Source organism: Acinetobacter sp. S54 (genome assembly GCF_016624945.1).
In the GTDB taxonomy this organism is placed as follows: Bacteria; Pseudomonadota; Gammaproteobacteria; order Pseudomonadales; family Moraxellaceae; genus Acinetobacter.
This window is the reverse complement of record NZ_JACVUI010000010.1, coordinates 58494-80338: the sequence shown is the minus strand read 5'-3', so window position 1 is coordinate 80338 and position 21845 is coordinate 58494. Positions and strand designations below refer to the sequence as shown.

The following is a 21845-nucleotide window of genomic DNA, read 5'->3' as shown; positions in this document are numbered from 1 at the left end:
TGATGCTTTGAACAAGTCAATCGCTTATTATAAGCCACATTATTTGCAAATTTTTAATACAGACTTAGGTGATGTTATGTCTACATCGGATGCTCAGCATTCAGATTTAAATGCACAAACCGTATCTCAAATTGCCAATCTTGCTAGATTGTCGCTCAATGATACGCAATCTAGCGACTATGCTCAAAGTCTAAATAAAATTTTAGACATGATGGAAAGCCTAAAAAGCATTGATACTGATGGTGTTGAACCCCTGAAAAGTCCGTTTGATCATCCCCAACCTTTACGTGCTGATCTGGTGACTGAAACAAATCATCGTGATGAATATCAGGCAGTTGCACCTGAAACGCAAGACGGGTTATATCTGGTTCCACGCGTCATTGAATAGTTAAAAACAGATGAATCATTTTTAATTCATCTCCTTATATTTTAGAATTTGAAGATAAAGAATTTTCACTTATGACAGATTTACATCGCTTATCTATTCGCGAGCTTTCCGAAGGCCTGAGTCAAGCCAAGTTTTCTTCACGCGAATTGACTCAACATTATCTTAATCGTATTTCCAAACTGGATACGCAAATTAAAAGCTATGTGACTGTGACGCCTGAACAGGCATTGCTTGAGGCTGATGCAGCAGATGCAGCGTTAAAAACAGGTCACGCTACTGTGCTAACAGGCATTCCTCTAGCGCATAAAGATATTTTTTGTACTCAAGGGATTAAAACCACTGCGGGTTCAAAAATGCTAGACAACTTCATTTCACCTTATGATGCTACTGTGGTTGCCAAAGCAAAAGCTGCAGGTTTAGTCACTTTAGGTAAAGTGAATATGGATGAATTCGCCATGGGTTCAACCTCAGAAAGTTCATATTTTGGTGCGACCAAAAATCCATGGGCACTGGATCGTGTACCTGGGGGATCATCAGGTGGTTCTGCGGCAGCTGTCGCGGCTGATCTTGCACCTTTCGCGACGGGTACAGATACAGGCGGTTCAATTCGTCAGCCTGCATCATTCTGCGGTTTGACAGGTCTAAAACCAACCTATGGCCGTGTATCTCGTTTCGGTATGATTGCTTATGCATCGTCGCTTGATCAAGGCGGACCAATGGCTCGTTCTGCTGAAGACTGTGCGTACTTGATGAATGTCATTGCAGGTCATGATGCCAAAGATTCAACTTCTGTTGATAAAGAAGTAGATGACTATGTAGCAAACTTGAAGTCAACATCGTTAAAAGGTTTACGCATTGGGATTCCAAAGCAATACTTCAATGTGGCTGGTTTAGACCCTGAAGTAAAAGCGCGTGTTGAAGAATCATTAAAAAAACTCGAAGACATGGGGGCAATTCTGGTTGAGATTGATCTCACAATGACTGAAAGCTATGTACCAACCTACTACTTGATCGCACCTGCCGAAGCATCATCTAACCTATCACGTTATGATGGCGTTCGTTATGGCTATCGTTGTGAAAATCCAGTGGATTTGATGGACTTGTATAAGCGTTCACGTTCTGAAGGTTTTGGCGCTGAAGTGCAACGTCGAATCTTGATCGGTACTTATGCCCTTTCTGCGGGGTATTACGATGCTTATTATGTCAAAGCACAAAAAGTACGCCGTTTGATCCAACAGGATTTCTTAAAAGCATTTGAAAGTGTTGATGTAATTGCAGCACCCTCCGCCCCTACGACTGCTTATAAAATTGGCGCAGATTTAACTCCTGTGGAAATGTATTTGGGTGATATTTATACCCTTGCAGTGAACTTGGCAGGTTTACCTGCAATTAATGCACCTGTGGGAGTTGATAGCAACAGCCTTCCTGTTGGTTTGCAACTCATTGGCAATTATTGGTCAGAATCACAATTGCTATCAATTGTGCATCAATATCAACAAGACACAAACTTCCACACCCAACGTGCGGCAATTGCTGAGGAGAATGCATAAATGACCAATACCTCAAAAACAGCACAGAAAAAGCCAAAATCAAATCTTATTGATGGCTGGGAAGTGGTGATCGGGATTGAGATTCACACGCAACTTGCAACTCAATCTAAAATCTTCTCAGGTTCATCAACTGAATTTGGTCAGGATCCCAATACACAAGCCAGTTTGGTTGATCTGGCTATGCCGGGAGTGCTTCCAGTACTCAATGCAGAAGTGGTGAATCTTGCCATTCGTTTTGGTTTGGGAATTGATGCCTACATCGATCAAGCTTCTGTATTTGCACGTAAAAATTATTTTTATCCAGACTCTCCTAAAGGCTATCAGATCAGCCAAATGGACAATCCAATTGTCGGTTTGGGTCATATTGATATTCAGCTTGAAGATGGCACAGTAAAGCGTATTGGTGTTACTCGGGCGCATCTTGAAGAAGATGCGGGTAAATCGATCCATGATCAGTTTGAAGGTCAGTCAGGTATTGACTTAAACCGTGCTGGTACACCATTACTTGAAATCGTATCTGAACCTGATATGCGCTCGGTTGAAGAAGCTGTGGCGTATATCAAATCGATTCACACACTTGTACGTTGGTTGGGTATTTCTGACGGCAATATGGCAGAAGGTTCGTTCCGCGCTGACTGTAACGTGTCATTACGTCGTCCAGGTGGGCCTTTTGGTACACGTTGTGAGTTAAAAAACCTCAACTCATTCCGTTTCATTGAACAAGCGATCAATGTTGAAATTGAACGTCAAATGGAAATTTTGGAATATGGTGGCACCATTGACCAAGAAACCCGTTTGTTTGATCCAAACAAAATGGAAACCCGTTCAATGCGATCTAAAGAAGAAGCGAACGACTATCGCTACTTCCCAGACCCAGATTTGTTACCTGTGATCATTGCGAATGAGCAAATTGAAGCCATTAAAGCCACCATGCCAGAACTTCCTGCTGCACGCCGTGAACGTTTCATCGCCAACTTCGCTGTGACTGAATATGACGCGCATGTATTGACGCTCTCTCGTGAAATGGCCGATTTCTATGAAGCAGTTGTGGCTGCTTCTGGTGGTGCAACCCAAGGGAAGATTGCCGCAAACTGGGTGATGGGTGAATTCTCAGGCGCTTTAAACAAAGCAGGTCTAGAATTAGCGGACTCACCAGTGTCTGCCGAATTACTTGGTGGGATGATTGCTCGTATTGTCGATAACACCATCAGTGGTAAAATTGCCAAGCAAGTCTTTGGATTTATGTGGGATGAAGGCAAATCTGCTGATGACATTATTAGCGAAAAAGGCCTGAAGCAAGAAACTGATACGGGTGCAATTGAAGCTATCATCAAAGACGTTTTAGCAGCCAATGAAAAAATGGTTGAAGAATATAAATCTGGCAAGGAAAAAGCCTTTAACGGTCTTGTCGGTCAAGTGATGAAAGCATCGAAAGGTAAAGCCAACCCTGCTCAAGTGAATGAATTAATGAAGAAATTGATTGGTTAAACTGGTCAAACTTCAAAAGAACAACCCGCTTTAAGCGGGTTGTTCTTAAAGTTTTCAAAAAATATTTAAAAACAGTTTTAGGCCAAAATTCAACGCTAAAGTTTTTGTATTTTTACAACCCAATTTTATTTAATAAACCTGGTGTCAAAAACGTCATAGCAATCTTATTTAAATCAATATAACGCAACGTACCTTGTAACTGCTGACTTACCGCAGGATCTTTTATAATGCTTTCACCAGCATCACGCCCGAGCTGCTGAAAACTCTGTCCAACCGCCTGTAGACCTTCAGTCTGAATCACCGCTTTGGTCTGTGCAGAGCATTGCTCGACGATAATTCGCTGTAACACTTGCGCTAGTTTTTGATCAAGTTGATCTTTTTGTGCAGGCGTAATATTACTAAATGCTTTTAAATCTGGATGTACTGACAAAGCCGCATATGTCCATTGCAATACAGTCGTTTTATCTGCCACGGTGGTTGATTTAACTAAACAATCACTGAGTTGATCAACCGTAGGGCCAGCATTCGCCATTTGTGCCGTACCGCCTAAAGCGCTAACCATTAAAAGCGAATGTCCAAAATAAGAAAATTTACGGCGCACCATAGAATACAGGCGTGACATCAGTTTAACTCCAATCAACAATTTCCTATTTCTATCACAAATATAGTCGTTATATCTGTTAGTAGGCTGTAAATAAACCGCTTAGCCTTGCCCTGTATAATTCCACTGTTCTGGAATGTTGGGCTGGCGTGGTGCTTGATTTAAATTAATATTCAGATTGCGACTGCCTTTATATGATTTCTCGTCTGAGTCTGATGCAGGTGACACCTCCAAGCGATAAAAATAATGGAATTGCCAAAGCATCGGTTTGACTGGACGAATATCCAGACTTAGACCATCTTCATCATGGCATTTGCCTTTAGACTGTTCATAGTCTTGCTCGGAAAAACAGGCACGAATCATGCGACTAAAACTAAAGGGATAATCTGTTATAAAGCGATTAGTTTTACCATTGTCGAGCAATTCATAAAAACTGGCACGTTCGATATTGGCCCCTCCACCTGAATACATTTCTGAAAAAGGTGAAATCATAGCGATGGCATAACGAGTCTGAGTCATTGGAAAAAGTTTAGGAAAAATAAATGGTTGTTCATCAACATCCTTATTTTTTTCAACAAGAGAAATTTTCCATTGTCGATCCAGCTTTAAACCTATCTGCGAGGATGTAAACACAGCAATATGATCTTTCACAAGTAACCATAATCTTTGATCTGGTGTTTTAAGACTTCGCCATTTTTCAGGCTGCTCACAAAGTTGTTTTGCCTGTTGACAGATTTGCCGCTGCTCAACTGCATTTAGCTGCTTTTGATTAAAATCAAGAATCTTGAGTGGTGATGCATAAACTTTAACCACCATGCAACTGCCCAATATGGCTAAGATCAATCGTGCAGAAATTTTTTTATCGTACTTCATATTCTAATCCGTCTTTTATGTTCTATCTTTTACTTTACATCTTGTATTTACTCAGATGTTTTAACCAGACCTAGAGCCTATACATCAATAATCATTCATGGATTGGTAAAGACTAAATGGTTTAATTTTATTCGACTAAAGTGACTGTGCGAAGCTCTTAAATCATATCGATGCTTATGTTATGGTTAATAAAAACTTTATATCAATGTTTCCTTTGTACTTCTTGACCATAAACACAACAAAAGAGGATAACGCATGTCCAAACAAATTTTAATGCTCGTTGGCGACTATGCAGAAGATTATGAAACGATGGTTCCTTTTCAGTTTTTAACAGGCTTGGGTTATATCGTGCATGCCGTTTGCCCTGAAAAAAAAGCAGGTGATCATATTGCAACGGCGATTCATGATTTTGAAGGTGATCAAACCTATAGCGAAAAACGCGGCCATAATTTTGCCATTAATTATGATTTTGATGCAGTCAACACACAGGATTATGTCGGGTTAGTCATTCCAGGTGGACGTGCGCCTGAATATTTACGAATGAATGAACGTGTAGTGGCAATTGTCCGTGAGTTTGACAACGCACAAAAGCCGATTGCCGCCGTCTGTCATGGCGCTCAATTATTGGCCGCAGCAGATATTATTCGTGGACGCTTATGCTCAGCCTATCCTGCTTGCGCAGTTGAAGTAAAATTAGCAGGGGGGCAATATGCAGATATTGCTGTTACAGAAGCAGTCACAGATGGACATTTAGTAACCGCTCCTGCTTGGCCCGCTCATCCTGCCTGGCTGTCACAGTTTGTTAAAGTTTTAGGAGCTAAGATCATACTTTAAGCCAAATCATCAGCTTCATTAAATCCTCCTTCGTTAAAACTTCGCATTTACGGCCAAACTTAACGAAGGAATAAGTAACTCGAGGCTTATTGAATTTGCTTAAGCATATTTTTGGCACCCGTATGGTTCTGATTCGTGGCAAGATTTTGTAAAATCCCAACAGCTCGTGCTTTGGGATTGCTAAATCGGCTTTTATAAGCAGATACATGGGTTAGGCATTTTGCAACCAATACGCCCGACTCAGCATATACATTACTTCCATTTGTATTGTACAACTTGCCATAACTGTAAGCTTTTTCAGCATTATTACAGGCAACGATCTGATTTTGACCTTTGGTCAAATCCTTACGTGCTGCCACATAATATTTTAACTGCTGTGATTGCGGTGTTTCCGCCACTTTTTCAGAACTTTTTAGCTGTGGTTCATTACTGGTTTTAGTCTCTTTTTTAGCCTCTAACTCTTTTTTGGCATCTGCCTCTCTTTTAAGATCAACTTCTTTTTTAGCGTCCATATCTTTTTCAATCAGATGTTTATTGTTCTTGGTCGAGGTCTGATTAGTAACTACTCTTTTAGATACAGCGTTTAAAGCTATATTATTTTTACTGTAAAAATTCTTACTTTCCTCTAATGACATTATTTTGGTTTGCAAATTCACTGAACGAATTGCAGCTTTATCCATCTCACTACTTTTACTTTCTGCAACAGGTTCAATTGACACAATCCAGCTTTTTCCAACGCCTTGATCACATTGATATGCACCAATCCCCTGCTTAACACTGCTATTGGCGGCTAATATTTTTCTGGAATTATTGTCTTTTACCAAGTTCAAATTGCTACGATGCAATAAAGAAAATTTACCGCCATTCGCATGACAATACTGACTTAAATATTTACGTGGATAAAGGGATTCTGGTTCCGCTCCAGTCTGTTGTTGCCCCCAATCGTAAATATACGCTCTGGATGTTCCTGTGGTCCCGTTTAATTGTTTTTGAACAATTAAATCCTGAGCTGAAGTAAAATTTTGCATTGTTTCGATACGAGTGTTTTTAGGTGTAGAAGCACATCCCTGTAACAATAAGACACTCAACCCCAGCCATATCCCTAATTTAGATTTCACGTTACTTTTTCTCAGTTCTTTTTTATCGCTAAAATATAGCAAAACTCACCCCAAAATAAACATAATGATCTGATTTTTATTGAAAAATAAATAAATCAAATTTGATGGTGTATTCAAAACAAGTAATAAAATGCCAACTTTTTTCTATTCACTCATAATGAATGAAATATCGATCAATTAGCTATATGTTAAGTTTTTCATACAAATATAGAATCAGGTGAGTTTATTCACTTTGGTGCAATTTCTAATGATCAGAAGCTTGAAGTCTATGCAGAAGTTGTGCTTACTTAAATGTTGCAAGATTCATGGTTATCTCTTTCTTTATCTCACTCCTTATCCTCAGATACTTGCAGCAAGGATAAAATATGCTGAACTCGAATATTCATTTGGTCTGCACGGTAAATAGCATAGATCGGTGCAATACACGGTTTTTTGGCTTCAAGTACTTTATAAATAATCTGCTTGTTCCAGAAATCTTGAATAGATGCAGGCACAATAGACAAACCAATGCCTGCCGCAATCAAGTTTAGACTGGAGGTCAAACGAGGCGCTTCCTGCACAACGTGAGGACTAAAACCAGCTTGATAACAACTTGCCATAATATTATCAAATAAATCCTGTCCACCTAAACGCCGATAGAGAACAAATTCGTAAGGCTCCAAATCTGATAAATGAATAGCTCCATCAGTTTGAGCTAATGTATGATTATTTGGTAAAGCCACCATTAATGGTTCGTTTAATATATGTTGACTATGCAATTTCTTCTGCATAGCAGCAGGTTTACGCAAAAATACGATATCCAGCTTTTCATTGATAACGGCATCAATTAAGGCGCTGCTACTTTCTTCTTCCAGATGAATAGATACCTGTGGAAATTGATCACGAAATGCTCTTAATACTGTGGGCAAAAAGGGATGCAATCCAACCGAATGAGTAAACCCCACATTCAGCTGTCCTTCTTTGCCCTGCGCTATATTTTGAACCCGTCTAGGAATTGACTGGGCATGAGCTAAAATTGTAAGCGCCTCTTGATAAAGCACTTTACCTGCTTCGGTCGCTTCTACTCCACGCGGCAATCGTTTTAGGAGCTGGCTATCGAGTTCCTGCTCAAGACTTTGCATCAATCTGGTCAAAGGAGGCTGCTGCATATGAAGCCTAACCGCAGCTTTAGATATATTACTTTCTTCAACCACAGCAACAAAAGCATTCAGTTTATGTATATCAATCATAGCTATACTTTTTTAGTATGTTTTATGCCAAAAATAGCATTGGTAAATATACCACAATCCGCTCATGCTATCCCTATCAGCGGAGACAATGAAAGGTGACGTAGTGAAAATTCAAGCCATGCCAATAGCGAGTGAACAATCGATAACTCCTGATTGCAAGGCTTTATTTACCGGATTTATGACCTTAGGTTTGATGGGTTTTGGCGGAGTGTTACCGCTAGCGCATCGCATGATTGTGGAACAACAAAAATGGCTGGATGAAAGTCAATTTACCAACCTCCTAGGCATTTGTCAGTTATTGCCCGGCGGCAATATCATTAATATGTCAGTGGCTATTGGCATGCAATTTCAAGGTATTAAAGGCGCCATCAGTTCTGTACTTGGACTTATTTTTGCGCCGACTGTGATCGTATTAATCATCTACCAAGTGTATGAACATTTTCAGTACTTAACGGTAGTACGACATCTTATTCAAGGATTAGCGGCTGCAGCTGCAGGACTTTTATTTGCCACTGGTTTCAAAATGCTTCGTCCTATTTTAAAAAGCAAACTAACACTGTTGACGATTACACTGACATTCATCTTTATGCTGTTGTTTAAGCTACCACTGGCTTTGACCTTACTTATTTTACTCACCATTAACGTTTTGATTCTGGGAGTGAAAAGATCATGATCTTGGTACTGATGACTCTAGCCGTAGTATTCACTCAGCTTTCTGTTTTAGCATTTGGAGGCGGCAATGCCATTCTCCCTGAAATGCAACATCAGGTGGTGAATATTCATCACTGGATGAGTGCTGAACAGTTTAGTTCATTGTTTGCGATGGCACAGGCCGCACCAGGACCAAATATGATGATCGTCCCTCTTATTGGCTGGCATGTTGCGGGTCCTGCTGGTTTATTGGTGACATCGTTGGCGAAATTTGGTCCTTCATCGATGATTACGGTCTATGCACTAAAATTCTGGCAACGTTTTAAAGATCATCCTTTTAGACGCCGTTTTGAAAAAGCACTGAAACCTATCACGGTAGGTTTGGTTCTGGTCAGCGCATGGATGATTGCTCAGGCATCTGCACAAAATACGGTATTGGTCTTGATTGTTATTTTGACTGCGCTTTTGGGTTTATTTAAAAAAATCCATCCTCTTTGGGTCATGTTACTTGGTGCAACTTTGGGTATTGTTCTCCTCTAATTTCAAACCCTGATAAGAAACCCGCTTTCGCGGGTCGTGATTTATTTATCTAGAATGGATTCAAAGGCTTTTAAACGTTTATGAATAGAAAGTAATTCAATAATGGTTTTCCATGAACTAATCAAATACTGAAATGATTGACGAACTTTATCAAAGACATTCCCAATTTGATTAATTAAGCCCAATGTCATTTTTCCTCCAGCAATGGAAGGAAACAACACAACCAGACTATATAAAATATCCAGTTGGCTGTACCAAGTTGCTACTAAATTGAAATAAGCGTAATGGAAATAAAGACGAAAATAGTTTTTACGCACTCGACTAAATAGCTCTTTTAAAGTGGCAGGTTGCGCACGATCAGCATGATCTTCACCATAGACCAGCTCCTTACGATATGCTGCTTCAACCTTTTGATTATTAAATTGTAATCCAGGCAATTTGATGCCAACGACCATTAATAACACCGTACCAAAAACAGCCCAAACAATTGCGGCCCAAACCAAGGAATGATTCAATTCTCCCACAACAGGAATGACGGGAACATATTTTGACAATTGAAAAAGTAAAGGTAGAAATGCGATTAAAGTCATCATGGCTTTTACCAGCTCTACCCCCAAATCCTCCAGAATCGTGGCAAAACGCATGGTGTCCTCTTGCACACGTTGTGAAGCGCCTTCAACATGTCTTAGTTTTTCCCAATTGGCCGTGTAATAATCATTCATTGCCGTACGCCAGCGAAAGACGTAGTGACTGGTGAAAAAGGCATTTACCACTGCAAGGGTCACACCCACCATAGCGATATAAAGGAAAACCATGGTTTCTTTATACAAATCTATGATATTTCCACCACCATGGGTCAGCATATTTTGAATCAAATCCCAAAACGGTACATACCATGCATTCACTGCAACACTAACCTGTACCCCAAACCAAATATTAAACAAAATAAAGGCTGAACCCCAAACTGACCATTTCTGCCACGGATTATCTGAAAGCGTTTTCCAGAACAATGCAAACAAGGTGGTCGCGACAAAAAACCAGAGGTAAAACCATAAAAAAGCAGGTGACCAGAACCGACTCACACCTATTGGAAGTTCAGCTTCTGCATAGCCTTTGCTAAAGCCTAAAAACTCCCCCCATTCTTTGCCACCTGCATACCAAAGCACGATATTGATTACAAACCAGAAAATCAACGACAAAAAAAACCATTTCGGTTTCGGAAAAAATGACTTGAACATGAAGTTGCGATATTCCTTTTTTACGCACTATCGTTGGGATAGAAATTAAGATCGAAATCTTAAATTCCGCCTAAATAACTGTCTGTTCTTTGTTATTTATGTAAAGCTCTATATAGCTCTTTTTAGGTGAATTACACAAGCACACATCTATACTGATGAGTTTGATTTCTATTTTTTATATTGAATTATATTTTCTAGAAACTTTAGAGCTAAGACTTCTTAATTTTCATGACTACAAGATTCTTTTTTTAAAGCATTATTTATCAGAACTTAAAAGAATAAAAAATGGTGTTATTTGCATGCTTCAATTCGGTAAATAGGCAATATTTTATAACAGATTTTAGTTATTTTTTTTAAAATAAAAACAGCGGTTTTATCGTTTTAATATATCTAAAAAATCTCATATCTCTCTAAAAAATATAAATTTAACTTTAAAAAAATTGATCGCTATAAATGATTTTATTTGTCAGATATTAATCAAAAATTGCTGGAATGTGATATACAATGAATGGAATGTATACATTAGAAAAACAGGAATAAACTCTTATGGATTTAAAAGCAATCGAACTTCTTGAAACTATTACTTTACATAAAGAAAACTTTGCACCTAAGATTTTTGAAAAAGGCACTGTGCTTAAAGTCATGATGCCAACACCCAACTCTTTATTGGTATCAGATGATGATGGTTTTTCGTTCACTATCGCTTTAGATCAGGAAGGTAAGACTTGGCACAAACTTTAAATATTTTATTGATTGTAAAGTGAAGTTCTTTAGATTTTTATACAATTAAGGGTTCTGTCAGATACTGAAATAAATTTTTGGGTCAAGGGAAAACACTGTGGGTTTGCTTCAACACTCATGACTTTGTAAGTCATAACCTTTGCCTATAAACTTTTGATTTATAGCGTCCTAAGCCGAATCGAGACCTTTTGGGTGAGTACACACTTACGTTATACGTTTCGGTGCATGCTGCTCTTTTCGATCCCCTGCGGAACTTTTGTTCCTGACCTTGTAAAATAGTTTAGATAGAATCGTGAGAGATTGTTTTCCGAATTAAGCATTTTATCTAACACTATTGGAAATTTATCTCAAAAAACTTAAAATCTAAGAAAAATTTTCCCCACATCCCTTCTTTTCTCAATTTATTTCATCTCATTTTCTTCCAATCTCGAAAATTTTCAATATTCTTAGACTGTATCTTTAAGGTTATAGTGAACCTATTAAGTTTCCCATTACGTCTGGATCAACCACAACCTTCGTTGAGATTAGTTTTCATTTAGTACTTAAAACCTGAGGGAATAAAGCTGATTTTTTTAGAGAAATGGCGCAGAATAGAGTCTATTCTTGGGAATAAATGATGGGTTCAAAATTATCTTATGAGCAATTTAGCTTTCGCTTCATTTTCACTCAATGGTGTTGATGCACAAAAATTTTTACAAGGCCAAGTCACGGTCAATGTAGACGCTTTATCTGAAAATAGTACTCGTTATACCGCTATTTGTGATTTAAAGGGTCGTATCCATTTTGGGTTATGGTTAACAAAACAATCTTCCGAAAGCTTTCAAATTGTAACCACTCAGGATCAAAGTGAAGAGTTTGCTAAACATATCCGCAAATACGGTGCTTTTTCCAAGATGAAACTTGAGGAAACAGGCACGGTGTTTCCGACAATAATAGAAAAAAGCAGCGAATTTTCAACAGCCGAAACAGACGTTAACGCTTGGCAATTACAAAGCATCGAATCTGGTCAGGCATGGATTTCTCAGGTAACTGAACATGAGTTTCAACCTCAAGAGTTGCGTTTACACCAGCGTGAAGGTGTACATTATGACAAGGGTTGCTACTTAGGACAGGAAATCATTGCACGTCTCTGGTTTAAGGCAAAACCTAAACATTGGCTGCATTTAGTCTTGGGAAATGGTGAAGTCCCTGCTCCTGCGACAAAATTAAGTAATGATGTTGAAGTGGTCAATAGTATTGCAGTTGAAGGCGGCTATAAAGCACTAGTCGTAGGGAAACCCGCGGCAATTGAAGAGTTAAGCCTAACTGTCTTGGATTTACCCGAATATTTGAGCGGTGATGTCGCAAGACCGCAATAGTGCTGATAAATGCTCTATCTGTAGTAAAAAAACATAACGTCGTCTAAGAGCAGAACGTCTAGTCGTAAATCATATAAATAGACGTTCTGTTTGGACAAATAAACAGACAGAACATGCCATTCCACAAATAGTCAAACACATTTCTTTACTATTGTTTTTCATCGTTTTTTGGCATGATCAAACGGCTTTTTATTGTGGAATACATCATGAAATTTTTATTGAGCGCATTTACGCTAAGTTTATTTAGTATCTCTCTGACCCATGCCAATATTGCAACTGTTCAGCAAAATCTAAAAAAGAATTTTCCAGATATTCCTGTACAATCTGTACAGAACACCCCATTAAAAGATATTTATGAAGTATACATGGGCGGGCAAATTGTCTATACGAATGATGATGCCAATTACTTTTTTATAGGCAATTTGATCGACAACAAAAATCAGAAAAACTTAACTGAAGACAGTTTGCAGAAACTTGAGAAAATTGATGTTTCCACTTTGCCATTAAATCAGGCGATTAAACATGTCAAAGGAAATGGACAACGTACACTTTATCTCTTTAGTGACCCTGACTGTCCTTATTGTCAGCGCCTAGAAAAGCAGATGGCATCGGTCGATAATGTCACGATTTATTTATTTTTATATCCACTCAAAGGGTTACATCCTAATGCTGAAAATATAGCCACCCAGATTTGGTGTGCCAAAGACCAATACACTGCATGGGAAAATTATCTGCTAAATAAAAAACAACCCGCAAAATCTGCTAGCTGTCAGACGCCTATTCAGAAGAATCTTGAATTGGGCAAACATTTAAAAATTAGCGGAACGCCGACTATGTTCCTCAAAAATGGCAACCGAATTACCGGTGCAATGGAAGCAGATGAATTAAATCAGCTTTTAGATGAAACCAAGTAAATTTCGGGGAAGTTTAGAAACGTTTGAACTTCCCACATTTAATCAATTATTAAGCAATCACCTGTAAAAAAATTACACATTCAATCGCAATTTTTATATTTACATTCCCTATAAAGCTTTTATGATGATGATTCACGATGTAACCCCCATATTGTGCATCAATGGAATGATGTAAGTATGACACCAGGATTTTAAAATGAAAAAACTTCTTCTCGCGGGTCTTATTGCTTTATCTTCAACCACATTTGCTGCGGAAACAGCATCTCAAACAGGCGCAGCAAATAATCCGTTTGCTAAAGCTGAACAACTGTATAAAGATAAAAACTATAATGCTGCATATCAGGAAATGGATCGTTTAGCGAAAACAGGTAATGCTCAAGCGATTTATAATCAGGGATTTATGAGTGAGTTAGGACAAGGTACGGCTCAGGATTCCAAAAAAGCATTCGCTGCTTACGAAGAAGCATCCAATAAAGGTTATCCTGTTGCAACTTATCGGCTTGCGCAAATTTATATGGCAGGCGAACTAGGTGTTACTAAAGATGTAAAAAAAGGACGTGACTATCTGGAAAAAGCGTCGAGTGCAGGTCTGGATGAAGCAACCATAGAACTGGCAGTTTTGTTATTTGCTGAAAATAAAGATGCATCGAATAAATTAGCTCTACAAAAGCTACAACCTTTAATTAACAAAAATAATTATCGTGCAATGCACCTAAAAGCGATTTATGACATTAGTAATGGCTTTAAAACCAAGAATGAAGCCGCGATTAAGGTTGGTTTAGCCAGTATCGAAAGTCTGGCTAAAAAAGGCTATATTCCTGCCCTGATGGCAGTCGGAAATATGATGACTAATGGGAATATTGTTCCACAAAATTTACCAGAAGCCCGAAAAATTTTTGCTGCTTTAGCTCAGGATAATGTACCTCAGGCTAAAGAATCACTGGCTGCGGTCGATAAACTTATTGCTGAAAAAGCAAAAGCACCTGCTCCAAAAGCAAAAAGCTAAATGAAACAACATATGATTTTGCCTCAATGATCGAGGCAAAATCACTTACCACCATAACACAATCAATCCACTCACCCCTACAAAGCCCAGAATAGTGCTGAGCATAAGCGGGGTTAAAGCTCGTTCATTTAAACCATAAGCCTGACCAAAAATTCCAAAGGCGATTGGCATTGGTAACGCAGCCAAAATGGTTCCTGCGTATAACATTTCCTGACTGACATCTGGCAAGACACGAAGTAGACTATAAATCAGCAAAGGCATCAATATCACTTTGAAAGCCACCAACAAACCACTTTGCAGATTCACAGCGGTCATTCCCATTCCAACCAGACTCCCCCCAATAACAAATAAGGCCAATGGTGATGCCGTTTTGCCCAATAGTGCTAAAGATTGATCCACTAAAGCAGGAAGTTGAAGGTCTAAAAGGATACAGCCCATTCCCAAAATAATGGCAATAATAACTGGATTCTTTAGCAAATTCTGGGCGGTTTTTTGCAGTAGAGGCCAGATACGTTGTTGTTCTTGTTGCCCTGCTTCTGCCAATGCTAAAACTAAAGCCAATATCAATAAGTTTTCCAAAATGAGCGTCAGTGAAATATAGATCGCAGCATGTGATCCCATTAACAGACTCAATACAGCCGTTCCAATAAAGCCTGTATTTGACATCGATGCACCCATCGCCAGTACGGCAGTTGGGGTAAGAGCATGATCAAAGCAGTAACGATAACAATAAAATGCCAGTGCAAAAATAATCAGTGAACCGCCACCATAAGCGACAAAATAAGAGGGATGCCAAATATCATTCAGGCTTTTATTGGACAAGGCATAAAGCAAAAAAGCAGGTAAAGCAATTTTAATAATGAAGGCGCTCAGTGCCTTGATTTGGTCGGGTGAAATTAATCGAATAGAGACACTTAAAAAGCCTGCAAATAGTAACAAAAAAATCGGCACGATCACCTGTACAACCACATCGACATCCTTTTTCAATAAAAGAAAGACTCAAATTCGATTGAGTCTTTCTTGGTTTTGATTAACCACTAAAGGGTTTAAAAAGCTGTTTCAAACCATGAGGTTGACAACGCAGATATTGTGGTGAGATTTCAATTTCCGCCCCCAGAGCAGCAGCAGCATGCCAAGGCCAGCGTGGATCGTATTGAATCGCTCTGGCCAATGCAATCGCATCCGCTTGATCATTCTGTAAAATAGCTTCAGCTTGTTCGGGCTCTGTAATTAAACCTACGGCAATGACAGGAACAGAAACTTTGGATTTAATCTGTTCAGCAAAAGGTACCTGATAATTCGCACCAATTTTAATGTCTTGAAGTTCGTGTAAACCGCCACTGGAAACATGGATGTAGACAGCACCCAACTGTTGCAATGCCAAAGATAAACCAATACTGGATTCAATATCCCAACCATGTGCAGGCTCCATCCAGTCTGTCGCAGAAATACGAATACCGACCGGGAAATCCTTTGGTAAAGCCGTTTTAATTGCCTGAAGAACTTCAAGCGTCATGCGAATACGATTCTCAAATGACCCGCCATATTCGTCGGTACGCTGATTCGACAAAGGGGATAAAAACTGATGCAATAAATAGCCATGTGCCGCATGAATTTCGATAAGCTTAAAACCAGCTTCCATGGCTCGAACTGCCGCAGCCGCAAAATCTGCCTGAATTTGTTTTATCTCATCAATAGTAAGCGCATGTGGTGCCAAGTCATGAGAACCAAAAGCGATTTCACTGGGTGCCAAAGTTTGCCAGCCATGGGGTTGATCTGGCGCAATTTGCCCCTTGCCTAGCCATGGTTTATCTGTAGAAGCTTTACGGCCTGCATGTGCTAGTTGTATACCAAATGGAATTGGGGAAAGTTGTTGAATTTTCTCCAATAATACTTTGATTTTGTCTCGTTGAGTATCATTCCAAAGCCCCACATCGGCATAACTAATCCGTCCTTGTGGTTGTACCGCAGACGCCTCAATAATGCATAAACCTGCTCCTGAAAGGGCATAATTGGCCCATTGCTGTTCATGCCAATACGTGATTTCACCGTCATCTGTTGCAGAATATTGACACATCGGTGCAATCACGATTTTATTGCTAAGGCCCAATGAACCAAATTGTATACTTTCAAATAATTTTGCCACCTGTCACCTCTGCACATTAATTTTCATTAAAATTGTTTACTTACTCTCAAACCCGCACTCCAGTTACGTCCATCAGCAGGTTCAAAAAAACGTGAATTACCATCATTGACGATAATTGATCCGACATAGTCTTTATCTAATAAGTTATCCACACGGCTAAAAACATTCACTTTCCAGTCTTGTAACTGCCATGCATAGCCTGCATAAGCGGCTACAACGGTATAACTTGGTGCTGCGTCTGTATTTTGATCATCGACGTAAATTTTATCGTTATATTGAGCATCGACCCCACCATAAAAACCTGTTTGTGGTTTCCATGACAATGCAAGATACGCCTGATTTTTGGCAATTCCGGGAATATAAGCATCTTTATCAATGGCTTTGGCAACGACTTTGCCATTCTGGTCATAAATTGCTGCGGTATTGCTATCAAATTTTGCATCCAGATAAGCATAACTTGCCGTAGCGATCAGATCGCGCCAAAGTTGTTTATTCCATGAGAGTTCTACACCTTCACGCAAGGTTTGATCTGCATTACGGAAAGTTGACCGCCCATCCACACTTCCCGCTGAAACAATATCATCTTTGGTTTTAGTTTGAAAAATTGCCAAAGTAAAATCACCTAGCGGATTTTGTGACTTCAAACCCGCTTCGTAGGTATCACTGTTGGAGGGCTTTAGATTAAAATTAAACCCTGAAATACTCGCGTCTGTGTTGTAAGCCATTTCAGTGAAGGTGGGTGTCTCAAAACCTTTGGCATAGCTTACATACGCCAAAAGCTCAGGAATAATTTGCCAGCTTAAAGCCGCTGAAGGCAAGACTTTAGAATAATCCGTCTTACCACTATCATCTGGATTGGTGGCGCTAATATAATCGTCATCCGATTTATAATGGACGTTGCTATAACGTACGCCTGTATCTAAACGCCATGTGGGTAAAAACTGCCATGAAGCCTGTAAATAGGGATCAATATTCCACAACGTATTGTTTTCATCACGGCGTAAATTACCTTTAACCCCATAACTCGGCTGATTGTTCATTAAAGTAAAATTTTCATAACCTTGACGATCTTCATCCATTGCATCCAGTGCGACACCTGCACTCACGGTTACATTCGGAAGAAGCTCTTTGCCAGTCCAACGTAGATCGGCTCCATAATAATTACGATCAAACTCAATTACACCACCTGCATGACGAGGATTAGTCTGAGCAGATTGAGGAATGGACTGATATTGAGTGACCTGTCGCTGGCCAAAGTAAGCCATCGCATATAGTTCATTTTTATCATTTAATGGCTTTAACCATGTCAATCCAGTTTGTGTCTGTTCAATTTCTTTGCGAACATCATAGTTGTTATGGGCATCATTCACTTGTTTTGGATTAGCGTTCCATTGATCACGCGTCAATCCTTGTGGATCATCGGCATTAATCTTTAAATAATTGGTAATCCAGTTAATTTTGGAACCATCTTCAAGATTCCAGGTCAATTTGGCATTATTCAGGACTTTATTGGCAGCGCTATGATCTCGATAACCATCAGTATCGAAATAAGATGAACTAATCACATAACTGGGTTGGTTGGCTTGGCTTGCGCCTCCCTGCAACACCATTCCTACGCGGTTTTTATCATGACTGCCACCCGAATAACTCAATTCAACTGAGTCTTTGCCCTCACCTTCTTTGGTTGTGGTCAGCAGAGTACCACCTGATGAATTACCATAGAGTGACGAAAAAGGTCCTGTTAATACTTCAATATGATCCAGACTGCTCAAATCAATATTAGAAGTTTGTCCCTGACCATCTGGCATAGTCGCAGGAATGCCATCGACATATAATCGAATCCCACGCACTCCAAAGGTTGAACGTGCACCAAAACCACGCATGGAAAGTTGTAAATCTTGTGCATAGTTTTCACGGTTATGCAGTTGTAAACTTGGAATGCCCTTAACCACTTCAGTCAAATTAACTTGAGAGCTTTCATCCTGCTTGGGTGCATCAATTCGAAAAACGGATGCTGGAGTTTGCAAATAAGTCGTGTCGGTACGCGTTGCTTCTACCTTAATAGTCGGTAATGCAACAGCTTCTGGCACTTCTGCCCATACAGCGCAACTACTAAGCCCAGTAAATAAAAACATGGAAGAATATAATGTATTGAATTGCATAAAGCGCATTCAGTCATCCTTTAATATCAACGATTAGCCCAAAAAGAATTTGTTATATAATTTTGTATATGAAGTTTAACATATCGACAAAAAACGATTTTAACGAATCATGCCAACTTTCAATATATCAGTTTGGTTATTTTGATTAATAGTTCAAAATTTTAACGGCTTAAACTTGGATGATCTTTCCAACAATAACGTTCTAGCCAGTCTTTCGCTTCTTCTGCATAGTCGATTCCAACTCGTTTTTCGCGAACCACATCTGGCTGGACAATCTTATTTTCCACCCATAAACCAGTTTCAACACCTAATGTCTTGGCTTTAAACTTTTCACTAATATCCAACTGTTTAGTAAGTTTTCCTGGCCCAGATAAACGTTTAAAATCTGTTTTAGAAACAGAGTCTGCAAAAAAAGCGGCTCTGAGCATCACACCTTCTGGTTCTTGTTCAGTCTGCGTAATCAGATTGAGCATGTGATACATCCCATAGATGAGATAGACATAAATATGCCCACCAGAGCTATACATTATTTCGGTTCGTGGAGTACGTCGTCCGCCATAGTTATGACTAGCTTTATCGCGAACGCCCAAATATGCTTCTGTTTCGCTAATGGTACACCGTAGAATTTCACCATTGTTCTGACGTACACAAAGCTGACAGCCGATCAATTGCTCTGCCACAGTTGAAGTATCACGCTGAAACCATGTTAATGGTAAAATTTCTGACATCACGCTACCATGAGTGAGTGGGAAAATGATGATCTCTCTAATCATCAACTTACAGCTCAATTTTGCAATTGATGTAATCACCCCCATATTAACACCGAATTATTTCATCGAGCCGTAAATGCCAGAATTACCTGAAGTTGAAACCACAAAAACTAGCTTATTGCCCTTGTTAGAACAACGTGTGCAAATCGTTCAAGTCCGTGAATCTCGTTTACGCTGGCCTATTCCAGACAATATTATCCGCTTACAAGGGCAACGTTTATCAGGTTTAAAAAGACGTTCTAAATATATTCTGGCTGAGTTCGAACAGGATCACATGTTGTGGCATTTGGGTATGTCTGGTAGTTTTCGGCTTGCCACCGCACAAGATGAATTACGCAAACATGATCATTTGATTATCAGTTTTGAAGACGGTACACAGTTACGCTACCACGATCCGCGTCGGTTTGGCTGTATTTTATGGCTGAACGATGAATCCCAAACTAAACTACTCAATCCACTTGGCCCTGAGCCTTTAAGTGATGAGTTTAATGCGGATTATCTTTATCAAAAGCTCAAAAGCAAGCAAGTCGGCATAAAAATTGCAATTATGGATAATCACGTGGTGGTGGGTGTTGGAAATATTTATGCCACTGAAAGCCTGTTTAATTTAGGTATTCATCCAGCGCAACCTGCCCATAGTTTGACAAAAAAGCAGGTCTTTCAATTGGTGGTGGAAATCAAGCGCATCTTAAAATCTGCTATTGAGCTAGGAGGTTCAACCTTGCGTGACTTTACCAATGCAGTGGGTGAAAATGGCTATTTTCAGCAGACGTTATTGGCATATGGTCGAGCTGGTGAAATGTGCGTAAACTGTGAAACACCCTTGGAAAACCTAAAACTTGGGCAACGTGCTAGTGTATTTTGTCCACAATGCCAGCCCCTAAAACGCGTTAAAGTTTAAAATTTGTCCTCAACAGACTTAGGAGACATGCCCATGCAAACTGCAATTGTTCGACATATTCTGGTTAAAGACAAAGATCTTGCAGAACAGCTAAAAAAGAAAATTTTATCTGGTGCCGATTTTGCCAAAATCGCCAAACAGTATTCTACCTGTAACTCTGCCAAACGCGGTGGAGAACTAGGAGAAGTAAAAAAGGGACAACTGGTTCCTGTAATTGACAAGATCGTGTTTACTGCCGCAGAACGAATCTTGCAGGGTCCCATCAAAAGCCAATTTGGTTTTCATTTACTTGAAGTTAAATTTAGAACTGAATTTGCTTAGCCTATTTCTAAAGGGAATTAAAATTTAAATCCTGTTATGGCTGCAAACTCTTTGCTTGAGGGTTCATCTGATAGGTCCAGCTTTCAATCATTTCACCAGTTTCTAGTTCAACCATGACTTTGACACGCTGATATTGAAAGCCCTCAAACTCATCCAACATTGGCCAATGTTCAGCCAGTTTATGGGTGCTAAATACCAACCCCGATACTTTAGGTGCATTTTCATCTAGGACTAAGGCAGGTAGACCTTGGTCTGGTCCCCAGTCTAAAGTATGAACCACGCCAGTGACAAAAGCCTTCTGCCATTGCCCGCCAATATTTCCCAGAATATGTGCATTTTCACGATCTGGACATAAAGTTCCATAAGCAAAAAGTCGATTCATCTCTGAGCATTTCCTGTCGTTGGCTGATATTTCAGTGGCCATATTTTAAGGCCTTCGACAAAAACCTCAAGTAGCCAACGCAACTAAAAGATATTTTAATGCATAAAAAAACGGCATAAATTATGCCGTTTTAAACTTCATCCAAATTAAACGTTTGGACGATTTTTCAATTCATCACGAATTTCACGAAGAAGTTCAATATCTTCTGGGGTTGCCGCAGGTGCAGGTTCTGCCTGATTACGGCGCATACGATTAATCAACTTAACCATAAGAAACACTACCCAAGCCAAGATCAGGAAGTTAATTAAAATGGTAAGGAAATTACCATAAGTCAATACATTAACCCCTGCTTTTTGCAGAGCATCCAAGGATTGTAAGTTATTGGGATTGGCACCCAAAACAACGAACTTCTGGGTGAAATCCACACCGCCACCTGTAATTACAGTGATTAACGGCATAATAATATCTTTTACCAATGAGTCGACGATTTTACCAAATGCACCACCGATGATGACACCGACAGCCAGATCAATCATATTGCCCTTAACAGCGAATTCTTTGAATTCTTGAATAATACTCATCTCTATTTTCTCCAGTCGGGAACCGCTATTCCCTTGTTTTTTGTTCTAATCAC

23 protein-coding genes are annotated in these 21845 nt (G+C 39.4%); 12 read left to right on the top strand and 11 right to left on the bottom strand.

What is annotated here, in order from left to right; genetic code table 11:
• Positions 1–76: 76 nt before the first annotated feature.
• The 3 genes from gatC to gatB all read left to right on the top strand — a co-directional run bounded on the left by gatC (position 77) and on the right by gatB (position 3426).
• Positions 77–388: an Asp-tRNA(Asn)/Glu-tRNA(Gln) amidotransferase subunit GatC gene (gene gatC / locus IAE20_RS13145; RefSeq protein ID WP_200461276.1), complete on the top strand. Its 312-nt coding sequence runs from the start codon at positions 77–79 to the stop codon at positions 386–388.
• Between the two features lie 71 nt (positions 389–459).
• Positions 460–1938, top strand: coding sequence for an Asp-tRNA(Asn)/Glu-tRNA(Gln) amidotransferase subunit GatA (gene gatA, locus IAE20_RS13140; protein WP_200482460.1), 1479 nt, complete (start codon positions 460–462; stop codon positions 1936–1938).
• Positions 1939–3426, top strand: a complete 1488-nt coding sequence (gene gatB, locus IAE20_RS13135; RefSeq protein WP_200482461.1) for an Asp-tRNA(Asn)/Glu-tRNA(Gln) amidotransferase subunit GatB — start codon at positions 1939–1941, stop codon at positions 3424–3426.
• A 112-nt stretch (positions 3427–3538) separates the two neighbouring features.
• Here gatB and IAE20_RS13130 read toward each other — a convergent pair whose 3' ends face one another.
• Positions 3539–4048 (bottom strand): hypothetical protein, encoded by a 510-nt coding sequence (locus IAE20_RS13130; protein ID WP_200482462.1) that lies wholly within the window; start codon positions 4046–4048, stop codon positions 3539–3541.
• 81 nt (positions 4049–4129) lie between these two features.
• Positions 4130–4900: a hypothetical protein gene (locus IAE20_RS13125; protein WP_200482463.1), complete on the bottom strand. Its 771-nt coding sequence runs from the start codon at positions 4898–4900 to the stop codon at positions 4130–4132.
• 255 nt (positions 4901–5155) lie between these two features.
• Here IAE20_RS13125 and IAE20_RS13120 point away from each other — a divergent pair, with 255 nt between their 5' ends.
• On the top strand, positions 5156–5734 hold the full coding sequence (locus IAE20_RS13120; RefSeq protein ID WP_200482464.1) for a DJ-1/PfpI family protein: 579 nt from the start codon (positions 5156–5158) through the stop codon (positions 5732–5734).
• A gap of 86 nt (positions 5735–5820) precedes the next feature.
• On the opposite strand, the gene IAE20_RS13115 is transcribed toward IAE20_RS13120, so the two are convergent.
• Positions 5821–6852: a hypothetical protein gene (locus tag IAE20_RS13115; RefSeq protein ID WP_200482465.1), complete on the bottom strand. Its 1032-nt coding sequence runs from the start codon at positions 6850–6852 to the stop codon at positions 5821–5823.
• A 326-nt stretch (positions 6853–7178) separates the two neighbouring features.
• Positions 7179–8081, bottom strand: a complete 903-nt coding sequence (locus IAE20_RS13110) for a LysR family transcriptional regulator (protein ID WP_200482466.1) — start codon at positions 8079–8081, stop codon at positions 7179–7181.
• Positions 8082–8184: 103 nt separating this feature from the next.
• On the opposite strand from IAE20_RS13110, the gene IAE20_RS13105 reads away from it, so the two are divergent.
• On the top strand, positions 8185–8754 hold the full coding sequence (locus IAE20_RS13105; protein ID WP_413784500.1) for a chromate transporter: 570 nt from the start codon (positions 8185–8187) through the stop codon (positions 8752–8754).
• Positions 8755–8756: 2 nt separating this feature from the next.
• On the top strand, positions 8757–9272 hold the full coding sequence (locus IAE20_RS13100) for a chromate transporter (protein ID WP_200482506.1): 516 nt from the start codon (positions 8757–8759) through the stop codon (positions 9270–9272).
• Positions 9273–9313: 41 nt separating this feature from the next.
• On the opposite strand, the gene sbmA is transcribed toward IAE20_RS13100, so the two are convergent.
• Entirely contained in the window at positions 9314–10510 is a 1197-nt protein-coding gene (gene sbmA / locus IAE20_RS13095) for a peptide antibiotic transporter SbmA (RefSeq protein ID WP_200482467.1), read from the bottom strand.
• Between the two features lie 546 nt (positions 10511–11056).
• Here sbmA and IAE20_RS13090 point away from each other — a divergent pair.
• The 4 genes from IAE20_RS13090 (at position 11057) to IAE20_RS13075 (ending at position 14529) form a co-directional block, all read left to right on the top strand.
• Entirely contained in the window at positions 11057–11251 is a 195-nt protein-coding gene (locus IAE20_RS13090; protein ID WP_200461285.1) for a hypothetical protein, read from the top strand.
• Between the two features lie 635 nt (positions 11252–11886).
• A complete protein-coding gene (locus tag IAE20_RS13085) occupies positions 11887–12609 on the top strand; it encodes a YgfZ/GcvT domain-containing protein (protein ID WP_200482468.1) in 723 nt (240 codons plus the stop codon).
• A 206-nt stretch (positions 12610–12815) separates the two neighbouring features.
• Positions 12816–13523: a DsbC family protein gene (locus IAE20_RS13080; protein WP_200482469.1), complete on the top strand. Its 708-nt coding sequence runs from the start codon at positions 12816–12818 to the stop codon at positions 13521–13523.
• A gap of 196 nt (positions 13524–13719) precedes the next feature.
• A complete protein-coding gene (locus IAE20_RS13075) occupies positions 13720–14529 on the top strand; it encodes a tetratricopeptide repeat protein (RefSeq protein ID WP_200461288.1) in 810 nt (269 codons plus the stop codon).
• 45 nt (positions 14530–14574) lie between these two features.
• Here IAE20_RS13075 and IAE20_RS13070 read toward each other — a convergent pair whose 3' ends face one another.
• From IAE20_RS13070 to IAE20_RS13055, 4 genes are all read right to left on the bottom strand, one after another.
• The gene (locus tag IAE20_RS13070; protein WP_200461289.1) at positions 14575–15498 is read right to left on the bottom strand and encodes an AEC family transporter; all 924 of its coding nucleotides are present in this window, start codon (positions 15496–15498) and stop codon (positions 14575–14577) included.
• Positions 15499–15559: 61 nt separating this feature from the next.
• Positions 15560–16675, bottom strand: a complete 1116-nt coding sequence (locus IAE20_RS13065; RefSeq protein WP_200482470.1) for an NADH:flavin oxidoreductase/NADH oxidase — start codon at positions 16673–16675, stop codon at positions 15560–15562.
• A gap of 26 nt (positions 16676–16701) precedes the next feature.
• The gene (locus tag IAE20_RS13060) at positions 16702–18846 is read right to left on the bottom strand and encodes a TonB-dependent receptor family protein (protein WP_200482471.1); all 2145 of its coding nucleotides are present in this window, start codon (positions 18844–18846) and stop codon (positions 16702–16704) included.
• Between the two features lie 152 nt (positions 18847–18998).
• Positions 18999–19565 (bottom strand): DNA-3-methyladenine glycosylase, encoded by a 567-nt coding sequence (locus IAE20_RS13055; RefSeq protein ID WP_200482472.1) that lies wholly within the window; start codon positions 19563–19565, stop codon positions 18999–19001.
• 118 nt (positions 19566–19683) lie between these two features.
• On the opposite strand from IAE20_RS13055, the gene mutM reads away from it, so the two are divergent.
• Both mutM and IAE20_RS13045 read left to right on the top strand, forming a co-directional pair.
• Positions 19684–20508: a bifunctional DNA-formamidopyrimidine glycosylase/DNA-(apurinic or apyrimidinic site) lyase gene (gene mutM, locus IAE20_RS13050; RefSeq protein ID WP_200461293.1), complete on the top strand. Its 825-nt coding sequence runs from the start codon at positions 19684–19686 to the stop codon at positions 20506–20508.
• Positions 20509–20541: 33 nt separating this feature from the next.
• Entirely contained in the window at positions 20542–20829 is a 288-nt protein-coding gene (locus tag IAE20_RS13045; RefSeq protein WP_200461294.1) for a peptidylprolyl isomerase, read from the top strand.
• A gap of 34 nt (positions 20830–20863) precedes the next feature.
• Here the strand turns inward: IAE20_RS13045 and IAE20_RS13040 are convergent, their stop codons facing one another.
• Positions 20864–21211, bottom strand: coding sequence for a gamma-glutamylcyclotransferase family protein (locus IAE20_RS13040; protein WP_200482473.1), 348 nt, complete (start codon positions 21209–21211; stop codon positions 20864–20866).
• 146 nt (positions 21212–21357) lie between these two features.
• Positions 21358–21792, bottom strand: a complete 435-nt coding sequence (gene mscL, locus IAE20_RS13035) for a large conductance mechanosensitive channel protein MscL (protein WP_200482474.1) — start codon at positions 21790–21792, stop codon at positions 21358–21360.
• Between the last annotated feature and the right edge of the window lie 53 nt (positions 21793–21845).